Raw genomic sequence first — 22275 nt, forward strand, 5'->3', positions numbered from 1 at the left:
GGGCACAACCTGTTGGGAGACGACGATGTCCGCACCGCGCAGCCTGGGCTCGGGATCCGGGATTTTCCGCCGTAAACCGATCGATCAGATCCAAGAACTCAGTGGGGGCGGAGGGCTCCAACGCACGCTGGGCCTGCGGCAGCTGACCGCGATCGGCGTCGGCGGCATCATCGGCGCGGGGATCTTCTCCCTGGCCGGCGCGGTCGCGAACAAGACGGCCGGACCCGCCGTGCTCATCTCGTTCCTCATCGCGGGTATCGCCAGCGCCGCCGCCGCGTTCTCCTACGCCGAGTTCGCCGGGCTGATCCCCCGTGCCGGGTCGGCCTACACCTACGGCTACACCGTGCTGGGCGAGATCGTCGGCTGGTTCATCGGCTGGGACCTGCTGCTGGAGTACACCGCGATCGTGGCGGTGGTCGCGATCGGCATCTCCGGCTACTTCAACGAGCTGCTGGGCTACCTGAACATCGAGCTCCCGACCTGGATGCTGGGCGCTCCGGGCACCGAAAAAGCCGGTGTCGAACCGGGTTCCTACAAGATCAACCTGTTCGCCGTGCTGCTGTGCCTGCTGATCGCCTTCATCCTCAACCAGGGCATGAAGAACGCGGCCCGGTTCGAAACGCTGCTGGTCTACTTGAAGGTCGGCCTGGTCCTGCTGGTGATCGTCGTCGGTGTCTTTCACATCAACAGCGACAACTACTCGAACTTCTTCCCGTTCGGCCTCAGCGGCGCGTTCACCGGAGCGGCGACGGTGTTCTTCGCGGTCTTCGGATACGACGCCATGTCCACCGCGGCCGAGGAATCGACCGACTCCCAGAAGCACATGCCGAAGGCGATCATCTACTCGCTCGCCATCTCGATGGTGCTCTACGTGCTGGCCTGCCTGGTCCTGACCGGCATGGTCAACTACAAGGACATCGACAGCGAGGCCGCTTTCTCCAGCGCCTTCGCGGGCCTCGGGATGAAGTGGCTCGGCCTGATCATCGCCGTGGGCGCGATCATCGGTATCACCACGGTGCTGTTCACCTTCCTCATGGGCGCGAGCCGCGTCGGCTACTCGATGAGCCGCGACGGCCTGCTGCCCAAGTGGTTCGGCAAGACCCACCCGGTGCGCAAGGTGCCGAGCCGGATGACCTGGGTGCTCGGTATCGCGTCGGCGGTCATCGCCGGTCTGCTGCCCATCGGTGAGGCCGCGGAACTGACGAACATCGGCATCCTGCTCGCGTTCGTCGTCGTCTGCGTCGCGGTGATCGTGCTGCGCTACAAGCAGCCGGACCTGCCGCGCTCGTTCAAGACGCCGGGCATGCCGATCGTGCCGATCATCGGGATCGTCTTCTCGATCTGGCTGATCACCTTCCTGAACCCGGAGACCTGGCTGCGGTTCGCGGTCTGGTTCGGCATCGGCCTGATCATCTACTTCGCCTACAGCCGCCGTCACTCGGTGATGAACACGAACAACGGCGACGCGAAGCAGGTCAGCGGAGACGACTCAAACGCGTAGCGGCTTCGCGGGCTTCGGCCTGGAGGCGTTCGACGATCGACGCCGCCGGGCCGGAGCCCGCGAGTTCGTAGGTCTGCCCCGCGTAGAGGGACATGATCTCCGGGTCGCCCGCCTTGCCCGCCGCCGCGCGGATCGGCTTGGTCAGGTTGTTGACCTCCGGATACGCCGACGGCGCGGTGGCCGAGAAATCCGCGACCGCGCGATTGACCAGTGACCGGGCGGGACGTCCGCTGAACGCCCGGGTGAACGCCGTCGGCCTTCCCCCGTCCGCCAGTGCCTGCCGATGCGCGGGCTGGGTCCCGGCCTCGTCCGCCCGCAGGAACGCGGTACCCAGCTGCGCCGCGACGGCCCCCGCCGCCAGTACCGCCGCGATGTCGGCCCCGTGCACGAGCCCACCGGTCGCGACGAGCGGCAGATCCGTCCGCGCCGCGACCAGCCGGAGCAGGCTCAGGACGCCATACTGCGCGCCCCCGCCTTCGACTCCGGGCTCGTCGGCGAAAAGCCCTCGATGCGCTCCGGCCTCGAACCCCTGGACCACGAGCGCGTCCACACCGACGGCCACGGCCCGATCGGCTTCCGCCGGGCTGGTGACCGTGACGGCTACCTTGCTCCCGTTGGCGTGCAAGCGTTCGACGTCCTCGGCCGACGGCGTGCCGAAGGTGAAGGAGACGACCGGCACCTTCCGCTCCAAGACGACCTCGAGCTTCGCGGCATAGGCGTCGTCGTCCCAGCGCGGCTCACCGGGCTCGACGCCGAGGCGCTCGGCCTCCGCACGCCAGCGCTCGATGTGCGCACCGAGATCCGCTTCGGCGGCGGAGCCACCCGATACGAAGAGGTTCACGCCGAACGGCTCAGCGGTCAGCTCGGCCGTCTTGGCGATCCGGTCCGAGAGGGCGTCGGCGCTCAGATAGCCCCCGGCCAGGAAGCCGAATCCACCCGCCGCGGTCACCGCGGCCACGAGCTCGGGAGTGGTCGGCCCGCCCGCCATCGGGGCCGCGATCACGGGGAAACGCAAGTCTTCGAACACGTTTCCGACGATAGTCCCGTCGCGGCGACACGCATTGTGACGTTCGAGTCACTCCAAGGTTCGCTCGTGGTGGTCTAGACCTTTAACGGCGAAAATGCGACGATCGGACGGCCGTGACGCACGTCACGCCCTCGTCCCCCTTGGAGGCCCCGGTGAAGACCTTGAGAGCGCGGCTGGGTCGCGCCTTCGTCGGGGTGGCGCTGCTCGCCGGCGCCACCACCGCTGCCGCCCCGGTCGCCGACGCGGCCACCCCGCCGCTGCAGGCGATCGTCCCGGTCCCGGTCTCGGCCCAAGCGGTCACCGGCTCCGACCACACCTTGACCGCGAACACCAAGATCTACACCCAGGCCGGGTCGGCACAGGCCAAAGCCGTCGGCGAATACCTCGCCGGGATCTTCCGCACGTCCACCGGCTTCCCCCTGCCCGTCGCCGACGCGCCGTCCGGCACACCGGCCGACGGCATCTCGCTCCTCCTGTCCGGCGCGGACACCCGCGTCGGCGACCAGGGCTACCAGCTGAACTCCACGTCCGCGTCGGTCATCCTTCGCGCGACGACGGCACAAGGTCTCTTCGGCGGCGTCCAGACGCTGCGCCAGCTGCTGCCCGGCAAGATCGAAAGCCCCACGGTGCAGCAAGGTCCTTGGACGATCCCCGGCGCGAACATCCTGGACTACCCGCGCTTCGGCTACCGAGGCGCGATGCTCGACGTCGCCCGGCACTTCCACCCGGTCGCCACGGTCAAGCGGTACATCGACCAGCTGGCCCAGTACAAGATCAACAACCTGCACCTGCACCTCGCCGACGACCAGGGCTGGCGCATCCAGATCGACAGCTGGCCGCGGCTGACCACCTACGGCGGCAGCACCCAGGTCGGTGGCGGCGCCGGCGGCTACTACACCAAGGCGCAGTACACGGAGATCGTGAACTATGCGGCCTCGCGGTTCATCACGGTCATCCCGGAGATCGACATGCCGGGCCACACCAACGCCGCCTTGGCGTCGTACGCCGAGCTGAACTGCAACAACACCGCCCCTCCCCTGCGCACCGACACCGCCGTCGGCTACAGCTCGCTCTGCATCTCGAAGGACATCACCTACACCTTCGTCAACGACGTCATCCGTGAGGTCGCCGCGCTGACGCCCGGCCCGTACTTCCATCTCGGCGGCGACGAGGCCCAGGCCACCAGCGACACGGACTACCGCACGTTCATGAACCGGGTGCTGCCGATGGTGGCCGCCGCGGGCAAGCAGGTCGTCGGCTGGCACGAGATCGGCAAGGCCACCCTGCCGACCACAGCGACCCCGCAGTTCTGGGGCACGACGACGTCCAGCACGGAGGTCTCCAACGCCGTCGCCCGCGGCAGCAAGGTGATCCTGTCGCCGGCGAACAAGGCGTACCTGGACATGAAGTACAACTCCAGCACGCCGATCGGGCTCTCGTGGGCGGGCTACATCGAGGTCCAGGACGCCTACAACTGGAACCCGGGCGCCTACCTCTCCGGTGTACCCGAATCCGCCGTCCGCGGCGTCGAATCCCCGCTGTGGACCGAAACCGTGGTGACACCGGCGAATATCGACTACCTCGCCTTCCCCCGGCTCCCGGCGCACGCCGAACTCGGCTGGTCGCCGTGGTCGACGCACGACTGGAACACCTTCCGGGTGCGCCTCGGCGCGCAGGCGCCGCGCTGGCAGGCGCAGGGCCTCGACTACTACAAGTCGAGCCAGGTGCCCTGGGAAACCGGATCCGGGAACCCGGGCACCTGCACGCTCCCCGCGTGGGACCGTGCTTCGGTCTACACCGGTGGAGCGACCGTCTCCCACAACGGGCACAAGTGGACGGCCCAGTGGTGGACACAGGGCGAAGAACCCGGAACGACCGGCCAATGGGGTGTCTGGCGCGACAACGGCACCTGCTGACCCGCCCCGTGGTCCCGCTCGGCCCCTGCGCCGGGCCGAGCGGGACTACGGTGGTCCCATGGCCGCAGACCTCGAACTCGTCCGCACTCTTTCCTTGCGTGAAAACGGACTCGCGACCGTCTCGACGGTTCGCTCGGACGGCACCGTCCATTCCTCGGTGGTGAACGCAGGGGTCTTCGAAGACCCGGTCACCAAGGCGCCCGGAGTCGCCTTCGTGGCGATGGGCGGGGTGAAGAAACTCGACCTGTTCCGCCGGGCGGGCCACGCCACGATCACCTTCCGTCGCGGCTGGGAGTGGGCGGCGGTCCAGGGAAGCACCCACCTCCTCGGCCCGGACGACCCGGATCCGGCCTTCGACCCCGCCGGTCTCCCCAAGCTGCTGCGCGAGGTCTTCATCGCGGCGACGGGGACCCACGACGATTGGGACGAGTACGACCGTGTGATGGCCGCCGAACGCCGTGTCGCCGTCTTCGTCACCGCGAACCGGATCTCCGGGAACCGCTGATACGAAAAGGCCGCCCGGACGGTGATCCGGGCGGCCTTCGCGAGTATCGGCTACTTCTTCTTGCTGCCGGCGTCCTCAGTGGACAGAGCGGCGACGAAGGCCTCCTGCGGGACCTCGACCCGGCCGACGGTCTTCATCCGCTTCTTGCCTTCCTTCTGCTTCTCCAGCAGCTTGCGCTTACGCGAGATGTCACCGCCGTAACACTTCGCGAGCACGTCCTTGCGGATAGCGCGGATGGTCTCGCGGGCGATGATCCGCGACCCGACGGCCGCCTGGATCGGCACCTCGAACTGCTGCCGCGGGATCAGCTCGCGCAGCCGCGTCGCCATCCGGTTGCCGTAGCCGTACGCGGCGTCCTTGTGCACGATCGCCGAGAAGGCGTCGACGGTCTCCCCCTGCAGCAGGATGTCGACCTTGACCAGATCCGCGATCTGGTCGCCGCCCTCTTCGTAATCGAGCGACGCGTAGCCGCGCGTACGCGACTTCAGCGTGTCGAAGAAGTCGAAGATGATCTCCGCGAGCGGGATGTTGTACCGCAGCTCGACGCGGTCCTCGGAGAGGTAATCCATCCCCAGCAGCGTCCCGCGCTTGGCCTGGCACAGCTCCATGATCGTGCCGACGAACTCCGACGGCGCCAGAATGCTCACCTTGGAAACCGGCTCGTGGACCTCGGAGATCTTCATCCCGGACGGCCAGTCCGAGGGGTTCGTCACCACGACCTCGCTCTTGTCCTCGAGCACGACGTTGTAGATGACGTTCGGAGCGGTCGAGATCAGGTCGAGGCCGAATTCGCGTTCGAGCCGGTCCCGCGTGATCTCCAGGTGGAGCAGGCCGAGGAAACCGCAGCGGAACCCGAACCCGAGCGCCACGGAGGTCTCCGGCTCGTAGGCGAGCGCGGCGTCGTTGAGCTGGAGCTTGTCCAGTGCCTCACGCAGTTCGGGATAGTCCGAACCGTCGACCGGGTAGAGGCCGGAGTAGACCATGGGCTTCGGCTCGCGATAGCCCGCGAGCGGTTGCTCGGCGCCCTTGCGCTCGGAGGTGACGGTGTCGCCGACCTTCGACTGACGGACGTCCTTCACGCCGGTGATGAGGTACCCCACCTCGCCGACCCCGAGCCCCTTGCTCGCCTTGGGCTCCGGCGAGATGATCCCGACCTCGAGGAGTTCGTGCGTGGCGCCGGTGGACATCATCTTGATCCGCTCGCGCGGCGTGATCTTGCCGTCGACGACCCTGATGTAGGTCACGACGCCCCGGTAGGTGTCATAGACCGAGTCGAAGATCATCGCGCGGGCTGGCGCGTCCGCGTCGCCGACCGGCGCCGGCACCTGCCGCACGCATTCGTCCAGCAGTTCGGTCACGCCAATGCCGGTCTTGGCCGACACGCGGAGCACGTCCGAAGGTTCGCAGCCGATGATGTGCGCCAGCTCGGCCGCGTACTTGTCCGGGTCGGCCGACGGCAGGTCGATCTTGTTCAGCACCGGGATGATGTGCAGGTTCTTCTCGAGCGCCAGGTAGAGGTTCGCCAGCGTCTGAGCCTCGATCCCCTGCGCGGCGTCGACCAGGAGAATCGCCCCTTCACAGGCCTCCAAGGCCCGGGAGACCTCGTAGGTGAAGTCCACGTGGCCCGGGGTGTCGATCAGGTGCAGGACGTGGTCCTGGCCGTCGACCTTCCAGGGCAGGCGCACGTTCTGCGCCTTGATGGTGATCCCGCGTTCCCGTTCGATGTCCATGCGGTCGAGGTACTGAGCGCGCATGGCCCGCTCCTCGACCACGCCGGTGAGCTGCAGCATGCGGTCGGCCAGGGTCGACTTGCCGTGGTCGATGTGCGCGATGATGCAGAAGTTCCGGATGAGCTCCGGGGGCGTGAAGGTCGTGTCGGCGAACGTCGTCAACGGGTTTCCTCGCGAAGGTCGGGGTGTGCCACCTCTATGGTCCCATGCCGCTCCGGGTGCGAGTGGGGGTCATCCCCGATGCGGCCCGTGATGAGCTGTGGTGCCCTCGAAGTATGAGTACTTCACTGTCCCAAATGCTCGACCGGACGTTCGGTCGTCCCCGGGGACTGCTCGGCCGGTTCGGCGGGCGGGCGATGGCGCACGGCAACGCGTCCACCGAGCTTCGCGTCGTCGAGCTGGCGTCGATCGAGTCCACCGAGACCGCCCTGGTGGTCGGCCCCGGCCCCGGAATCGGCCTGCAGGCCACGGCCGAACGCGCGGCCCGGACGATCGGTGTCGACCCGTCGCAGGAGATGCTCGCGCGATCCCGCCGCCGCTGCGGCGACGAAGTGGAGCTGCGGCAGGGCACCGCGGACGCCACAGGTGAGCCCGACGACAGCGTCGACGTGGTCCTGAGCGTCAACAACGTGCAGCTGTGGGACGACCGGCCGGCCGGGTTCGCCGAACTGTTCCGGGTGCTGCGCCCCGGCGGCAGGCTGCTGCTTTCGTCGCACGAGAAGTGGTTGCCGGTGTCCCGGCACGAGCTGGCCGACGAGGCGGCCGCCGCCGGTTTCGTCGATCTGCAGACCTGGACCTGGGACCCGCCGGGCTTCGGCGCCTCCCTCGCCGCTCAGCTGCGCGCGATCAAGCCACTCGCCTAGCGCGGGTCGGTGCGCAGTGGATGCTCACGCGGCACCTCGACCAGCACGATCCTGGTGCCGTCCGGGTCGGCGATCCACGCCTCGTCCAGCCCCCAGGGCTCGCGCCGCGCGCCGCGAACCGGTTCCAAGCCCTTCTCCGCGAGTTCCTGGAGCGCCGCGGGCAGGTCCCGGACCTGGAGCCACAAGGCGACGTCAGGCGTCGGGCCGGTCTCTCCGGTACCGACGATCTCGATCGACCCGTTCCCGGCGAAGAACACCGTCCCGCCGGGGAACTCCTTGTCGACGGCCAGGCCCAGGGTGTCCCGATAGAACGCCGTCGACACGTCGAGGTCCTTCGGGTGGATCAGCACCCTGCTGCTCAGCACGTCCATGGCTCAATCCCTACCGGATGGGTTCAGGCCATCGCAATCGCGGCGATACCCGCCAGCACCACCACCGACCCGGCCAGCCGGCGGACGGCGTTCGCCTCCCCTAGGACCAGCCAGGCGGCGATACCGCCCAAGACGATGCTCAGCTCCCTCGCGGGCGCGACGAGGCTCACCGGGGCGACCTGGAGGGCGTAGAGCACCAGCAGGTAGGCGACGGGCGAGAACACGCCGACGATGACGACCTCGCGCTTGTGCTCGCGCCAGAGCCACGAGATCTCCTCGCGGTCCTTCAGCGCGTACGGCGCCATGAGCAGGCTCTGCACGATCGCGCCGGTTCCGAAGTACACGATCGGCGGGACCCCGAGTCCGGTGACCGAATGCGCGTCCCACAGCGTGTAGGCGGCGATCGTGAGACCGGTCAGCAGGCCGTAGAACAGGCCCTTGCGGCGAGCGACACGGTCGGCGGCGTCGGCGTGGGCCGGTGCCCGCCCGGTCCCGATCACCAGCACCCCGGCGACCACGAGGAACGCGCCCACCAAGCCGAGGATCCCCGGCCGCTCGCCGAGCAGCACGACGGCGGCGAGCACCGAGATCAGCGGCCCGGTCCCGCGGGCGACGGGATAGACGACGGACAGATCGCCGACGGCGTATCCCCGTTGGAGGACGATGCCGTACGTGACATGGAACACGGCGGTGACCACGGCGGCGAACAGCCAGGTCCACTGTGGACGTTGTGGTTCCACGGCCAGCGAGACCGCCATGACGGGGACGAGCAGGATCGCGGAAAGGCTGTAGTACGCCCAGACGAACCTGGCTCCGCCGCGGCGGATCCGCTTGGCGGCGAGGTTCCAACCCGCGTGGACGACGGCGGCGATGACGACGAAGGACAGAGCGGTGGCGTTCACAGCGGACCTTTCACGTTTTCCGCGCATGCGGAAAACCCGGTCCTCCAGGCTTTTGTCCCGTCAGATGAACGGCGGCGCTTCCGGCTCCGCCGATGGTGCCGCTCGGACCGGTCCCGTCTGCCCTGATTGTGTGTTTTCGCTGAACGGGCAGGCGGCGGAACCCTAGGCACTACGATCTTCACCGTACCGTAAGCAGCCCTCCCGAGGCTGGCGCGAGCCGTGCCGGGACGGCTGTTAAGCTTGCCTTTCACCGTCGTGTGGCATTCCGTCATGGAGGAAACCCGCGCCGCTCCCACGAGCACGCAGGGCCGGTCACAGCGCGGCGGTGAAACCACCGAGAGATTCAAGAGGAGCGCCCCCGTGGCCAACATCAAGTCGCAGATCAAGCGCATCACCACCAACGAGAAGGCGCGTCAGCGCAACCAGGCGATCCGGTCCTCGGTGAAGACCGCGATCCGCAAGTTCCGCGAGGCCGCCGACGCCGGTGACAAGGCCAAGGCCCTGGAGCTGCAGAAGGACGCGGCCAAGAAGCTGGACAAGGCCGTGACCAAGGGCGTCATCCACGCCAACCAGGCCGCCAACAAGAAGTCCGCGCTCGCGAAGCGCGCGAACTCTCTCTGATCGGCTTTCGAAGGGCCCCGGCGACTCGCGTCGCCGGGGCCCTTCGCCGTTCTCAGCGGCTTGTGCCGTGGGCGTCGACGACCTCCAGGACCGCGCGCTCCAAGGCGTACTCCGGGTTGGCCGCCACGCCCTTGACCTCGGCGTTGAGCCGGGCGACCACGCGCATCGCGGTGGCCAGACCGTCCTGCCCCCAGCCGCGGGCCTGCCCCTGCGCCTTGCGCACCTTCCAGGGCGGCATCCCCAGCTCGCCCGCCATCTGATTCGGGTTGCCGCGACCGGCGCCGGACACCCGCGCGATCGTGCGGACGGCGTCGGCGAGCGCGTCCGCGACCAGCACGTGCGGTACGCCCAGCTGCATCGCCCAGCGCAGCGACTCCAGCGCCGCCGCCTTGTCGCCGGCGACGGCCTTCTCGGCGACGGCGAAACCGTTCACGTCCGCTCGGCCACGGTGGTAGCGCCGGACGGCCTGCTCGTCGACCGCCCCGCCGGCGTCCGCGACGAGCTGGGTCGCCGCCGACGACAGCTCGCGCAGATCCGAGCCGACGGCGTCGATCAACGCGAGCACGGCCGCACCGTCGATCTTCCCGCCGACCCGGCGGACCTCGTTGCGGACAAAGGATTCCCGCTCGGCGGCCTTGGTCAGCTTCGGGCATTCGACGACTTCCGCGCCCGCCTTTTTCAAGGCGGCTGGAAGCCCTTTCGCGGCCTTGCTCCGGCCGCCTCCGCTGTGCACGACGACGAGCACGATGCCGTCGGCGGGCGCCTTGACGTAGGCCATCACCCCGTCGGCGAGCTCCTGCGAGATGTCGTGCGCGGATTCGAGGACGATCACCCTGCCCTCGGCGAACAGCGAAGGGCTGACCATTTCCGCGAGCGCCGGGACTGTGAGGTCCGACACCCGGATCCGGGTGAGATCCGCCGTCGGATCGGCCGCTTTGGCCGCGTCCGAAGCACTGCGGACCGCACGTTCGATCAGCAGCTCTTCCTCACCGAGAACCAGGACCAGCGGCGATGGGGCGGAAGCTTGCGTCGTCACGGTGACGATCCTGCCACTCGTCCTCTCGTGTGCTTTGTCCGGTGATGTGTTCCGGGCACGGTGGCCCCACCTGAGGCTCATGTCGTACGGTGTTGGCGAGGCGACGCGCTGACGCGCGTGCCGACAATCGAATACCGCTCATCCAGAGGGGCAGAGGGAACGGCCCGATGAAGCCCCGGCAACCGGCGTCAGCCTGTCATCCCGCGATCGCGGGATAGCTGACGAACACGGTGCCAATTCCGGCCCGCCACCGGCGGGGCAGATGAGGAAAGGAACCTCGCGATGACCGCAACCCTCGGCACGACCTCCACCACCAAGACCCCGGATCTCGGACCGGCCGTCGAACTGGTGTCGAAGGAAGAGGGACACCGGCAGCCGCTCGCCCCCGAATTCGTTTCCGCCGAGGACTTCTCGCCGCTCGAAGTCGCCTACGACTTCGGCCGCGTGCGCCGCGAGGACATCGAAGCCGGACCGAAGAACATCTGGCGCTACAAGAAGCTCCTTCCCGTTCCGTCGAACGTCGAAGAGATCCCCAACACCGAACCCGGCGCCACCCGGCTCATCCAGGCCGACAGGCTCGCGAAAGCCTTGGGCGTCAAGAAGGTCTGGGTCAAGGACGACACCGGGAACCCCACCCACTCGTTCAAGGACCGCGTGGTCGCCGTCGCGCTGGCCGCCGCCCGCGAATTCGGATTCGACGTGCTGGCCTGTCCGTCGACCGGCAACCTGGCCAACGCCGTCGCCGCCGCGGCGGCCCGCGCGGGCTGGCGGTCGGTCGTGCTGATCCCGAAGACCCTCGAGCGCGCCAAGATCCTCACCACCGCCGTGTACGACGGCGACCTGATCGCGGTCGACGGCAACTACGACGACGTGAACCGGCTCGCCACCCAGCTCGCCGCCGAGCAGGAGAGCTGGGCGTTCGTCAACGTGAACGTCCGGCCCTACTACTCGGAAGGTTCCAAGACGCTGGCCTTCGAGGTCGCCGAACAGCTCGGCTGGCGGCTTCCCTCCCAGATCGTGGTGCCGATCGCCTCCGGTTCCCAGCTCACCAAGGTGGACAAGGGTTTCCGCGAGTTCGGTCAGCTCGGCCTCGTCGACGAGACGCCGTACAAGGTGTTTGGCGCGCAGGCCACCGGCTGCTCCCCCGTCTCGGCGGCCTTCCGGGCCGGTCACGACGTCGTCCAGCCGGTCAAGCCGGACACGATCGCCCGGTCGCTGGCGATCGGGAACCCGGCCGACGGCCCCTACGTCCTCGACGTGGTCAACCGCACCGGTGGCGCGATCGAAGACGTCACCGACGAAGAGGTCGTCGAGGGCATCCGGCTGCTCGCCCGCACCGAGGGCATCTTCACCGAGACCGCGGGCGGCGTGACCGTCGCGACGGCCAAGAAGCTCATCGAGACCGGCAAGCTCAACCCGGACGAGGAGATCGTCCTGCTGATCACCGGCGACGGCCTCAAGACCCTCGACGCCGTCGAGGACAAGATCGGCCCGAAGGCCACCGTCAGCGCCTCGGCCGACGCGGTCCGCGAAGCTCTGGGTATCTGAAGGGCGCTGGGCATCTGAGTTCCCGCCGGCCCGCCTCAGGAACGAGGCGGGCCGCGGGGCTCACCCCGGCGTACCAGGGCGAGGCCTCGCCCGTCCGCGACCACCGCGGTGTCGCCGTCCGTGTCCGTCCTGGCGACCGACGCGCCGACGGCCACCAGGCTGTCCAAAGTGGACTTGTTCGGATGACCGTAGGTGTTTCCGGCACCGACGCTCACCAACGCGGCCCGCGGTGCGACGGCGTTGAGGAAATCCGGTGCCGTGTAACGACTTCCGTGATGCGGGACCTTCAGGATCTCGGCACGCAGATCGGCGCCCTCGGCCATCAGGTCGGACTGCGCGGCGAGCTCGATGTCGCCTGTCAGCAGCATCCGGCCCGCCGGGGTCCCGGCGCGCAGGACGACCGAACCGTTGTTGATCACCGTGCCGTCCTGTTCACGGACCGAGCGCCGGGTGACATAACGCGGTCCCAGTACGTCGAGTGACAACGCCTGCCATTCCAGCCGTTGTCCGATCTCCAGCTCCAGCAAGGGAATCCCGCGCCGCGCGGTCTCGTCCGCGACCTGCTGCCACGCCCAGGCCGGAGCCCGTCCCGAGCCGACGGCGACCGCACCGACCGACCGGCCCTCGAAGACGGATCCGAGACCGCCGATGTGGTCGGCGTGCAGATGACTCAGCACGATCAGCGGCACGCGGTCCACGCCGAGCCTGCTCAGGCATTCGTCCGCCGGACCCGGTTCCGGCCCGGTGTCGACCAGGACCGCCCTCCCCTGCTCACCCGTGGCGAGGACGACGGCATCGCCCTGTCCGACGTCACAGGCGACGGCGTTCCACGCCGGCGGTGGCCACACCGGTGCCAGCACCCGCACCGGTACGAAGACGACCAATCCGGTGGCCAACGCGATCGCCAGCAGGATCCGCCCGTGCCGCAACCGGATGACGACGAGCAGCACGGCGAGCAGTCCGGCCGCCAAAAGCCCGCCCCACCAGCCATCCGGCCAGTCCACGACGGCTCCCGGCGCCCGGGCGCCGTGGCGGGCCACGGTGATGAGCCAGCTCGCCTCGGGTTCGGTCAAGCGGACCAGCAGCCGTCCCGCCGACGGCCACCACGGTCCGAGGGCGGTGGCGAGCACGCCGAACACGGTGGCCGGGGCGACCACCGGCGCGGCGAGCACGTTGGTCAGCACCGAGACGAGACTGACCGATCCCGCCATGCCCGCGATGACCGGCGCAGTCATCACGAACGCGGCCAGCGGGATGGCCAGCCCCTCGGCGTAACCGGCCGGAACGCCGCGTCCGACCAGCCACTCCGCCCATTTCGGCGCCAGCAGTACGAGCCCGGCCGTGGCGAGCACCGAAAGCGCGAACCCGAAGTCGGCGGCCATCGCCGGATCGGCCACCACGAGCCCGGCCACCGCGAACGCCAGCGCGGGCAGCGCCGAACCCCGGCGCCCCAGTGCCAGCGCCAGCAGCCCGACCGCCCCCATCACCCCGGCGCGGAGCACGCTGGGCGCGGGCCCGGCGAGGACCACGAACCCGGCCAGCCCCACGGCGGCCGCGGTGGCGGACGTCCGCGGCCCGACCCGGAGCACTCTCAGCAGGAGCAGGATCGAGCCGCAGACGATCGCCACGTTCCCACCGCTCACGGCCATCAGGTGGGACATGCCGGAGTCGGTGAACTCGTGTTCCACCCTCGGGGAGAGCGTGCTCGTGTCCCCCACGACCAGTCCGGGCACGAGACCGGCCTCTTCCTCCGGGAGGACGGCGCACAGTTCCCGGAGCCCGGTGCGCAGCGACTCCGCGGCTCGCTGCCACCAGGGCGCCGGTCCGGCGTCCGACGGCGGGCCTCGCACCGAGAGGACCGCGACCGTCAGTTCGGCCCCCTTCGCCGGCGCGAGCCGCCCGGAGGCGGTGACCTGCTGCCCGGGCAGCAGGTCCTTCCACCCCTCGGCGGGAGCGAGCAGGAGGATCCGGCCGGCCGAATCCACCGCCCGCTCGCCCGTCACCGCGGCATCCACCGTCGCGGCGATGACCACCAGGCGGGTGCCCGCCCGGCGATCGGCGTATCCGGCACCGCGGACCGGACGTGGCCGCTCGGTGACCACCACCCTCGTGGTGGCGTCACTCCCCCGTGCGGCGGCGGCACGGAGGTCGTCGTGCTCGGCGGCCCGGATCCGCAGCGCCACCGGGCCGGCGGTGAGCACGCCGAGGACCGCCAGGGCACCCAGGCCCGCCACCCACCGGGACGCCGTCCGGCGGGCACGGACACCGGCGATGATCGCGAGCACCACGGCGGCCGCACCGCAGAGCATCGTGATCCACCAGCCGGCGAGAAGTCCGGAAAGAGTGCCGAGCCAGGCCGTCGCCGCGGCCGGTAACAACCGCAGGTCCTGACCTCGCCACGACGTGGTGTCCACTTCGGACGGATCGGCGGACGGGTTCATCCGACGGACACCAATTCCCGGAATTTTCGATACTTGCTTTCGCCGATCCCTTCTACGTCACGGAGTTGCTCGACGGTGGTGAACCCGCCGTGCCCGGACCGCCAGTCGATGATGCGTTTCGCCATCACCTCGCCGACCCCGGGCAGCGTGTCGAGTTGCTCGGCCGTGGCCGTGTTCAGGTCGAGCTTCCCCGTCGGTGCCGCCGTTCCGGCCGCGGCCGGAACGGGGACACCGACGGCCACCTGCTCACCGTCGGTGAGCCGCCGGGCCAGATTCACTCCGGTCAGATCCGTTCCGGGCTGTGCCCCACCGGCCGCCGTGAGGGCATCGGCGACCCGTGCGCCCGGAGGGATCGTGACCAGGCCGGGTCTGAGTACCCGGCCGACGACGCTGACCACCAGAGGCGCCTTGCCCGCCGCGGCGGGGACGTCTCCGGCGGCCTTCGCCGACGGCAGGGGCGGCACGGTCTCCGCCCCTGGCCGGTGTCCGAACAAGGCGATCGCTCCGGCCACGATCACGGCCACCGCGATCAGCACGGCCACCACGGCGAACCACCGCCGGTTCACCGGAATCCCGTCCGCCGTGAACCGGGCGGGCACCCAGCGGCGTGCGAGCCTGCCCGCGGGCGGGCCCTGGGTGGGCGACGACAGCTGCGCGGCCAGCCACGCCAGCCTGGCGTTGACGGAGGGACCCGGTGACCGGGCGGTTTGGTCGAACACGTGAACGACGCTACGGAGCGGGGACGGCGGGCGGCAGTGGAGAATCCCGAGGCTGTGGACAAGTGGGGTGTTGTGGACAACTCGGCCGCGGCCGAGGCCGGATCACCGTTTTCCGTCGGGACCGTATGGGACGCTGGCGGGTTTCCCTAACCCACGCGCTGGATCACCACACCGAGCACCCCGGGTCCGGTGTGGGCCCCGATGACGGCGCCGATTTCCGAGACCACGCACCCTTCCGGGCAGTCGATGGACTCCTCGAGCCGGTTGGCCAGCTCGACGGCGCGCTCGGGCGAAGCCAGATGGTGGACGGCGATATCGGCGAGCCCGCCTTCGGCCGCCTTCACGGCGAGTTCGACCAGCCGCGCCACCGCGCGATTCATCGTCCGCACCTTTTCCAGGGGCTGGATCCGGCCTTCGGACATGTGGAGCACCGGTTTCACCGCGAGCGCCGTGCCGAGCAGGGCGGCCGCGGGGCCGATCCGGCCGCCGCGGCGCAGGTATTCGAGGGTCTCGACGGCGAACAGGGTCTCCGAGCGGCTCACCGCGTCGACCGCGGCCGCCTCCACCTCGGCCGGATCCGCTCCGTCCGCGGCGGCGCCCGCCGCGCGCAAGGCGGCGAACCCGAGTCCCATCGCGGTGCTGCGCGAATCGACCACGCGCACCTTGTCCGGTCCGACCTCCTGGGCCGCGAGCACCGCCGCCTCCCAGGTCCCCGACAGCTCCCGGGACAGGTGGACCGACACGACGGCGTCCGCGCCCTCGGCCAGCGCCGCCCGGAACTCCTTGACGAACTCGGCGGGTGTCGGCCGGGAGGTCGTCACCAGGCTGCGTTTGCCGAGCGCCTCGGCCAGGGCCGCGGGCCCCATCTCGACGCCGTCGAGGAAGACGACGCCGTCCACGAGGACATGCAGCGGGACCACCCGGATCCCGTTCCGTTCGGCGAAGCCTTCCGGCAGGTGGGCGGTGGAATCCGTGACTACGGCGACCGACACGGCAGCCAGCCTACGTTGCCGAGGGGCGGAGCACCGGGGCCATCAGGCGGGCCATTTCCGCGCCGACGGCGGCATGTCCTTCCCACCCCCAGTGCATCCCGTCCGGATTGCCCCGTCCGCTCAGCACGTGGTCGCCGACGACGGCCCCGAGATCCAGCAGCGGGACGTCCGCGCGACGACCCCACGCGGCGATCGCGGCCGCGGCACCGGCGCGGGCGGTGTGCACGCGGCCGTAGGCGTCGGACCGGTGGACGGACGGCAGGATGCCGAAGACCGGCAGGTCCGGTCGCAGCGCCCGCAAGGCACCGACGGCGGTGTCGAGGTACTGGACGGTGAGCTTCGACGGCAGGACCGCCGGACGTCCTCGAAATGCGATCGCGAGCCGCGGCTGGGCGGCGAGATACGCCTTGCGCGCCACTCGCCGCAGCGGGTCGGGCCGCAGGTACCGCAGTCCGGTGCGCAGGTAGGTGGGCAGGGGCGAGGGCAGCGTGTCCATACTCCCGACGGCCAGGACGACGGCGTCGACGTGATGGAGATCCGCCCAGACCCGCGGGTCGCCGATCAGCGACCACCAGGCGTCACGGGCGGTCCAGCCGAACCCGGCGACGAGGTCCACGCCGCCACCACCGAGTGCTTCGGCGGCGACGTTGGGCCACAGGCGCGCGTCGTCGGCGGCGTGCGGGCCGTCCGGACCGTGGAAACTGAGGGAATCGCCGAACACGAGCAGGCGCGGGGCCATGGATCAGCCGGTGATTCCCGCGTTGTAGGCGGCCAGGCGCCAGTTGCCGTCACGCCTGGTCAGCTCAACCCAGTGGCAGTTCGCGATCCCGCCCAGCGACGGCCACGACTCGACCGGCAGGCCGAGCAGTTTCGCGGTCAGCGCGATGATCAGGCCGCCGTGCGTGGCCAGCAGTACCGCGTCGCCCGCGTCGGAATTGGCCTGATCCAGGTCCGCGACGACCTCGAGCGCGCGTTCGGCGACGTCGACCCGCGACTCGCCGCCGGGCGGCGCCCAGGTCGCGTCGACGCGCCAGCGGGCACGTTCGCCGGGGTACGCCTCGTCGACCTGCTGGCCGGTGAAGCCCTGCCATTCACCCAGGTGGGTTTCCCGCAGGCGCTTGTCGATGCGCAGCGGGACGCCGATGGCCTCGGTGAGCACCGTGGCCGTGTCGGTCGCGCGGCGCAGATCCGACGCGATCACCAGATCCGGGGAGAACCGGGCGAGCGCGGGAACGGCGAACCTGGCCTGGTTCCAGCCGACCTGGGTCAGCGCGGAGTCCAGATGCCCCTGCATCCGGCCCGCCGCGTTGTAATCGGTCTCGCCGTGGCGCCAGAGCACCAGCCGCCGCGGGCTCACGAGGCGCCTTGCGCGTCGGCGGGGTCCTCCTCGGCGGGTGTCTCCAAACCTTCGACCTCGATCCGCGGGCAGTCCTTCCAGAGCCGCTCGAGACCGTAGAAGGAGCGCTCCTCCTGGTGCTGGACGTGGATGACGACGTCGACGTAGTCCAGCAGGACCCAGCGGCCTTCGCGGGCGCCTTCGCGGCGGACGGGCTTGTGCCCGTTGAGCCGCAACTGCTCCTCGACGTTGTCGACGATGGCGCCGACCTGGCGCTCGTTGGGCGCGGACGCGATGACGAAGGCGTCGGTGATGACAAGCTGGTCGGACACGTCCAGCACGACCACGTCGCTCGCCTTCTTGTCCGCCGCCGCATGGGCGGCCGCTACGGCCAGCTCTCGTGCCTCGGACGTGGCTGTCACAGTTCTCCTCAAACAGATGGCTTTACTCGCGGGTGCGCCCGACGAGGGTACCCGGTGGGGAACCCCGGTCTTTGCGATAGAGGTCCTTTTTGGCGATGTAGCGCACCACGCCGTCGGGGACGAGGTACCAGACGGGCTCCCCGCCTTCGACTCGTTCACGGCACGCGGTGGACGAGATCGCCATCGCGGTCACCTCGACCAGGCTCACCTTCCCGCTCGGCAGATGCTGCGAGTTGAGGCGGTAACCAGGCCTGGTGACGCCGATGAAATGCGCGAGGTCGAACAGCTCGTCGGCGTTGCGCCAGGTGAGGATCTGTTCGAGCGCGTCCGCGCCGGTGATGAAGAACAGCTGGTCTTCCGGGTACTCCGTGCGCAGGTCGCGCAGGGTGTCGACGGTGTAGGTCTGCCCGACGCGGTCGATGTCGACGCGGCTGACCGAGAAGACGGGGTTGGACGCCGTCGCGATCACCGTCATCAGATAGCGGTCCTCGGCACGGGTGACCACCCTGTCGGACTTCTGCCACGGCTGACCGGTGGGCACGAAGATGACCTCGTCGAGCGCGAACCGCGACTGAACCTCACTGGCCGCGACGAGGTGCCCGTGGTGAATGGGGTCGAACGTGCCGCCCATGACCCCGATCCTGCGTGGTGACATGGGTCGTGAGCCTATACAGCGCGCGAGGCTTCACGCTCGGGTCGCCGGACCCACCGACCAGGCGTGATCTGGATCACATTACAGTCGGTTCCATGGATGAACGGTCCGTTCACGACTTCCCGGTCGCGACTTCGTCGGTGGCATGGGGTAGAGGTGGGGACGTGGACACATCGACTCTCCGGGATCGCGCCGAGACCCTCCTCCAGTCGTTGGCGGGCGAGGGCGCCCGGCTGCGTGACGACCAGTGGACGGCCATCGAGGCGCTGGTCGCGCACCGCCGTCGCGCGCTCGTCGTGCAGCGCACCGGCTGGGGCAAGTCCGCGGTGTACTTCCTGGCCACCGCGTTGCTGCGGGAGCGGGGCAACGGCCCGACCGTGATCATCTCGCCGCTGCTCGCGCTGATGCGCAACCAGATCTCCGCGGCGGCGAGGGCGGGCATCCACGCGGCGACGATGAACTCCGCGAACCCGCAGGAGTGGGATCAGGTCCAGGCCGCGATCGCGGCGGGCGAGGTCGACGTCCTGCTGGTCAGCCCGGAACGGCTCAACAACCCGGACTTCCGGGACACCGTCCTGCCGAAGCTGACCGCGAGCGCCGGCCTGCTCGTGGTCGACGAGGCGCACTGCATCTCGGACTGGGGGCACGACTTCCGGCCGGACTACCGGCGGTTGCGGACACTGCTGAAGGACCTGCCCGACGGCGTCCCGGTACTCGCCACCACCGCGACCGCGAACGACCGCGTGGCGACCGACGTCGCCGAACAGCTCGGCATCGGCAACGGGGGCGACACCCTCGTCCTGCGCGGCAGCCTGGACCGCGAAAGCCTGCACCTCTCGGTGGCCAAGCTGCCCACGTCACAGGCCCGGCTCGCCTGGCTGGCCGAGCATCTGGAGGAACTGCCGGGCTCCGGCATCATCTACACGCTCACCGTCGCCGCCGCCCACGACGTGGCGGGCCTGCTGACCGAACGCGGCTATCCGGTCGCCGCCTACACCGGGAAGACCGATCCCGCGGACCGGCAGGCGGCCGAAGACGATCTGCTGAACAACAACGTCAAGGCGCTGGTGGCCACCTCGGCGCTGGGCATGGGGTTCGACAAGCCGGATCTGGGCTTCGTCGTCCACCTCGGGGCTCCGTCCTCCCCCATCGCGTACTACCAGCAGGTCGGCCGTGCCGGACGTGGCGTCGATCGCGCCGAGGTGATCCTGTTGCCGGGCCACGAGGACAAGGACATCTGGGCGTACTTCGGCTCGCTCGCGTTCCCGGACGAACTACGGGTGACCCAGGTGCTCAACGCGCTGGCGTACGCGGACCGTCCACTCTCGACACCCGCGCTCGAACCGTTCGTCGAGCTGTCCCGGTCCCGGCTGGAGATGGTCCTCAAGGTGCTGGACGTCGACGGCGCCGTCCGCCGGGTGAAGGGCGGCTGGGAAGGCACCGGCGAGGAGTGGCGGTACGACAAGGAACGCTATGCGCGGGTGAGCGCGGCGCGCACCAACGAGCAGAACGCCATGCTGGCCTACCTCGAAACCGACGGCTGCCGGATGGAGTACCTGCGGAAGCAGCTGGACGATCCGGAGGCGACGCCCTGCGGACGGTGCGACAACTGCACCGGTAAGCATTGGGACACCGCGATTTCCGACGACGTCGTCGACGCCACCCGGCAGCGGTTGCGTCGTCCGGGGGTCGAGGTGGCGCCGCGGAAGATGTGGCCGACCGGGATGGCGGGGCTGGAGGTCCCGCTCTCCGGACGGCTGCCGGCGGGCGAGCAGGCCGAAACGGGCCAGGTCGTCGGTCGGGTGACCGACGTCGGCTGGGGCACGCGGCTGCGCGAGCTCGTCGGACCGTCCGCAGTGGACACCGAACTCCCCGACCCGGTCTTCCAAGCCTGCATCGAGGTACTCAAGGGCTGGCAGTGGTCCGAGCGTCCGGTCGCGGTCGTGGAGGTGCCGTCCGCCACCCGGCCCCAGCTGGTCCACAGTCTGGCGACGAAACTGGCGTCCATCGGGCGGCTGAACTACCTGGGCGCCATGACTTCGACGGGGCCGCCCCCGCGTCAGGCGAACAGCGCGCAGCGGCTGGCCGACCTGTGGAATCGCCTCCGCCTTTCCGAAGGGCTCGCCGCCGAGGTCGCCTCGACCGAGGGTCCGATCCTGCTGGTCGACGACCTGATCGACACCGGATGGACGATGACCCTGTCCGCCCGCTTGCTCCGCCAGGCCGGAGCTCGCGCCGTTCTGCCGTTCGCGCTCGCGAGCACTTCGTAACCGAGGATCCCGATCCCGACATTCGACAGGTTCTTTCCCGCGCGGGAACTTTCTGGCAAGGTTCCGTCCACGCGCGAGTACGGAGGTGCCGATGGCGGACGCAACGACGGAGCGGCTGAGGCATCGGCTCCCGGTGAAGAAGTTGTTCGCCGCCAGCGTCGGGAACGCGCTGGAATGGTTCGACTGGACCATCTACGCGACCTTCAGCATCTACTTCGCCAGCGAGTTCTTCCCGAAGGGCAATGAAGCGCTGGCGTTGATCAACACCTTCGCCACGTACGCGCTGGCGTTCTTCTTCCGGCCGCTCGGCGGGATGTTGCTCGGCCGCTTCGCCGACATCAAGGGCCGGAAGCCCGCGATGATCCTGACCATCGTGCTGATGGCGGGCGGTTCGGTGGCCATCGGTCTCCTGCCGACGTTCGACCAGGTCGGCTGGCTGGCCCCGATCCTGTTGCTGCTCGCGAGGGTGGCGCAGGGCCTGTCGCTCGGCGGCGAGGTCTCCAACGCGTCGGCGTACCTCGGCGAGATCGCGCCACCCGCCCGCCGCGGGCGGTACTCCGCCTTCTTCTACATCTCGACCGGCTCCGCCGTCCTGATCGCCTCGATCCTCGGCTTCGTGCTCGCCAGGACGATGTCCAAGGCGGATCTGACGGCGTACGGCTGGCGGATCCCGTTCCTGCTCGGCGGCGTTCTCGGCATCATCGGCCTGTGGCTGCGCCGCAGTCTCGCCGAGACCGAGATCTTCGAGGAGAAGAAGTCGACGGCGCGCCGGGTCGAGCGGCCGCTACGCACCACCCTCCGCGAGCACCCGCGGGCCGTCGTGCAGCTCGTGGGTTTCTCGATGCTGTCGACCCTTTGCTACTACACGTTCTTCAGCGCGCTGACCTCGTTCGCGGTCAAGACCCGCAAGGCCGACGACGTCGACGTGTTCCTCGCGTTGTCGATCGCGACGGCGTTGTTCGTCGCGCTTCAGTACCCGATGGGCGCCCTGTCGGATCGCTTCGGCCGCAAGCCACAGCTGCTCGTCTGGGCGGCGGCGACCGCGATCCTCATCGTCCCGCTGTCCACTTTGGTCCGGCCGGGCCTGCCGGGTCTGCTGGTCGTGTTCTGCGTGGGGCTCTGCCTGTACACGGCGATGACGTCGATCGCGCCCGCGATCATGAGCGAGCTGTTCCCCACCGAACTGCGTGGCCTGGGCATCGGCGCCTGGTACAACCTGACCGTCGCGTTGTTCGGCGGGACAGCTCCCCTGGTGCTCACGGCACTGTCCGACGCCGGGCTCTCGACGCTGTTCTTCTGGTACGTGGCCGCCGGAGCGGTGATCGCGTTCTTCGTCATCCGGACCCTGCCGGAGACCAAGGGCAGCGACCTGCGCTGAAACTCCGTCGCCGACGACGCGGGTAGTGGCTACCCTCGCGCTCCT

20 protein-coding genes and 1 riboswitch are annotated in these 22275 nt (G+C 69.5%); of the genes, 8 read left to right on the top strand and 12 right to left on the bottom strand.

Annotated elements, in window-relative coordinates; genetic code table 11:
- Window positions 1–25: 25 nt before the first annotated feature.
- Window positions 26–1501, top strand: coding sequence for an amino acid permease (locus tag DMC64_RS37620; RefSeq protein WP_125737424.1), 1476 nt, complete (start codon window positions 26–28; stop codon window positions 1499–1501).
- Here DMC64_RS37620 and DMC64_RS37625 read toward each other — a convergent pair.
- Window positions 1476–2528, bottom strand: a complete 1053-nt coding sequence (locus tag DMC64_RS37625) for a nitronate monooxygenase family protein (RefSeq protein ID WP_125737425.1) — start codon at window positions 2526–2528, stop codon at window positions 1476–1478. The two genes, DMC64_RS37620 and DMC64_RS37625, sit on opposite strands and share 26 nt — an antisense overlap.
- Window positions 2529–2680: 152 nt before the next feature.
- Between DMC64_RS37625 and DMC64_RS37630 the strand changes: the two genes are divergently transcribed.
- Window positions 2681–4444, top strand: a complete 1764-nt coding sequence (locus DMC64_RS37630) for a family 20 glycosylhydrolase (RefSeq protein ID WP_199755221.1) — start codon at window positions 2681–2683, stop codon at window positions 4442–4444.
- A 58-nt stretch (window positions 4445–4502) separates the two neighbouring features.
- The gene (locus DMC64_RS37635; RefSeq protein ID WP_125737426.1) at window positions 4503–4949 is read left to right on the top strand and encodes a pyridoxamine 5'-phosphate oxidase; all 447 of its coding nucleotides are present in this window, start codon (window positions 4503–4505) and stop codon (window positions 4947–4949) included.
- Between the two features lie 50 nt (window positions 4950–4999).
- Here the strand turns inward: DMC64_RS37635 and lepA are convergent, their stop codons facing one another.
- Window positions 5000–6841 carry a translation elongation factor 4 gene (gene lepA, locus DMC64_RS37640; protein ID WP_125737427.1) on the bottom strand — a complete coding sequence of 614 codons (1842 nt, stop codon included), beginning with the start codon at window positions 6839–6841 and terminating at the stop codon, window positions 5000–5002.
- A gap of 113 nt (window positions 6842–6954) precedes the next feature.
- On the opposite strand from lepA, the gene DMC64_RS37645 reads away from it, so the two are divergent.
- On the top strand, window positions 6955–7542 hold the full coding sequence (locus DMC64_RS37645) for a class I SAM-dependent methyltransferase (RefSeq protein ID WP_125737428.1): 588 nt from the start codon (window positions 6955–6957) through the stop codon (window positions 7540–7542).
- Here the strand turns inward: DMC64_RS37645 and DMC64_RS37650 are convergent.
- Together DMC64_RS37650 and DMC64_RS37655 are read right to left on the bottom strand one after the other, a co-directional pair.
- A complete protein-coding gene (locus DMC64_RS37650) occupies window positions 7539–7913 on the bottom strand; it encodes a VOC family protein (RefSeq protein WP_125737429.1) in 375 nt (124 codons plus the stop codon). The genes DMC64_RS37645 and DMC64_RS37650 overlap by 4 nt on opposite strands.
- A 23-nt stretch (window positions 7914–7936) precedes the next feature.
- Complete coding sequence (locus DMC64_RS37655; RefSeq protein WP_125737430.1) at window positions 7937–8842, bottom strand: EamA family transporter; 906 nt, start codon at window positions 8840–8842, stop codon at window positions 7937–7939.
- A 333-nt stretch (window positions 8843–9175) separates the two neighbouring features.
- Between DMC64_RS37655 and rpsT the strand changes: the two genes are divergently transcribed.
- Entirely contained in the window at window positions 9176–9436 is a 261-nt protein-coding gene (gene rpsT / locus DMC64_RS37660) for a 30S ribosomal protein S20 (RefSeq protein WP_005158599.1), read from the top strand.
- A gap of 52 nt (window positions 9437–9488) precedes the next feature.
- Here the strand turns inward: rpsT and holA are convergent, their stop codons facing one another.
- Complete coding sequence (gene holA, locus DMC64_RS37665; protein WP_016332404.1) at window positions 9489–10472, bottom strand: DNA polymerase III subunit delta; 984 nt, start codon at window positions 10470–10472, stop codon at window positions 9489–9491.
- Between the two features lie 135 nt (window positions 10473–10607).
- Window positions 10608–10741, top strand: a riboswitch (SAM riboswitch).
- A 13-nt stretch (window positions 10742–10754) separates the two neighbouring features.
- Here holA and thrC point away from each other — a divergent pair.
- Window positions 10755–12020 (top strand): threonine synthase, encoded by a 1266-nt coding sequence (thrC, locus tag DMC64_RS37670; RefSeq protein ID WP_005158594.1) that lies wholly within the window; start codon window positions 10755–10757, stop codon window positions 12018–12020.
- A 35-nt stretch (window positions 12021–12055) separates the two neighbouring features.
- Here the strand turns inward: thrC and DMC64_RS37675 are convergent, their stop codons facing one another.
- The 7 genes from DMC64_RS37675 to nadD form a co-directional block, all read right to left on the bottom strand.
- Window positions 12056–14461, bottom strand: a complete 2406-nt coding sequence (locus DMC64_RS37675; RefSeq protein WP_125737431.1) for a ComEC/Rec2 family competence protein — start codon at window positions 14459–14461, stop codon at window positions 12056–12058.
- The gene (locus DMC64_RS37680; RefSeq protein WP_037342737.1) at window positions 14458–15180 is read right to left on the bottom strand and encodes a ComEA family DNA-binding protein; all 723 of its coding nucleotides are present in this window, start codon (window positions 15178–15180) and stop codon (window positions 14458–14460) included. The genes DMC64_RS37675 and DMC64_RS37680 overlap by 4 nt, the downstream gene beginning before the upstream one ends.
- A 146-nt stretch (window positions 15181–15326) precedes the next feature.
- On the bottom strand, window positions 15327–16172 hold the full coding sequence (locus DMC64_RS37685; protein WP_125737432.1) for a DegV family protein: 846 nt from the start codon (window positions 16170–16172) through the stop codon (window positions 15327–15329).
- Between the two features lie 10 nt (window positions 16173–16182).
- Window positions 16183–16911 (bottom strand): diglucosylglycerate octanoyltransferase, encoded by a 729-nt coding sequence (gene octT / locus DMC64_RS37690; RefSeq protein ID WP_037342735.1) that lies wholly within the window; start codon window positions 16909–16911, stop codon window positions 16183–16185.
- Window positions 16912–16914: 3 nt separating this feature from the next.
- Window positions 16915–17529, bottom strand: a complete 615-nt coding sequence (locus DMC64_RS37695) for a histidine phosphatase family protein (RefSeq protein WP_037342734.1) — start codon at window positions 17527–17529, stop codon at window positions 16915–16917.
- Window positions 17526–17930: a ribosome silencing factor gene (rsfS, locus tag DMC64_RS37700; protein ID WP_037342733.1), complete on the bottom strand. Its 405-nt coding sequence runs from the start codon at window positions 17928–17930 to the stop codon at window positions 17526–17528. The genes DMC64_RS37695 and rsfS overlap by 4 nt, the downstream gene beginning before the upstream one ends.
- A gap of 22 nt (window positions 17931–17952) precedes the next feature.
- A complete protein-coding gene (nadD, locus tag DMC64_RS37705) occupies window positions 17953–18585 on the bottom strand; it encodes a nicotinate-nucleotide adenylyltransferase (protein WP_125737433.1) in 633 nt (210 codons plus the stop codon).
- Between the two features lie 161 nt (window positions 18586–18746).
- Between nadD and DMC64_RS37710 the strand changes: the two genes are divergently transcribed.
- A complete protein-coding gene (locus DMC64_RS37710) occupies window positions 18747–20852 on the top strand; it encodes a RecQ family ATP-dependent DNA helicase (protein ID WP_125737434.1) in 2106 nt (701 codons plus the stop codon).
- A gap of 91 nt (window positions 20853–20943) precedes the next feature.
- Complete coding sequence (locus DMC64_RS37715) at window positions 20944–22230, top strand: MFS transporter (RefSeq protein ID WP_038517199.1); 1287 nt, start codon at window positions 20944–20946, stop codon at window positions 22228–22230.
- Window positions 22231–22275: the final 45 nt, after the last annotated feature.

The sequence above is a fragment of the Amycolatopsis sp. WAC 04197 genome (assembly GCF_003947475.1).
Taxonomy (GTDB): domain Bacteria; phylum Actinomycetota; class Actinomycetes; order Mycobacteriales; family Pseudonocardiaceae; genus Amycolatopsis; species Amycolatopsis japonica.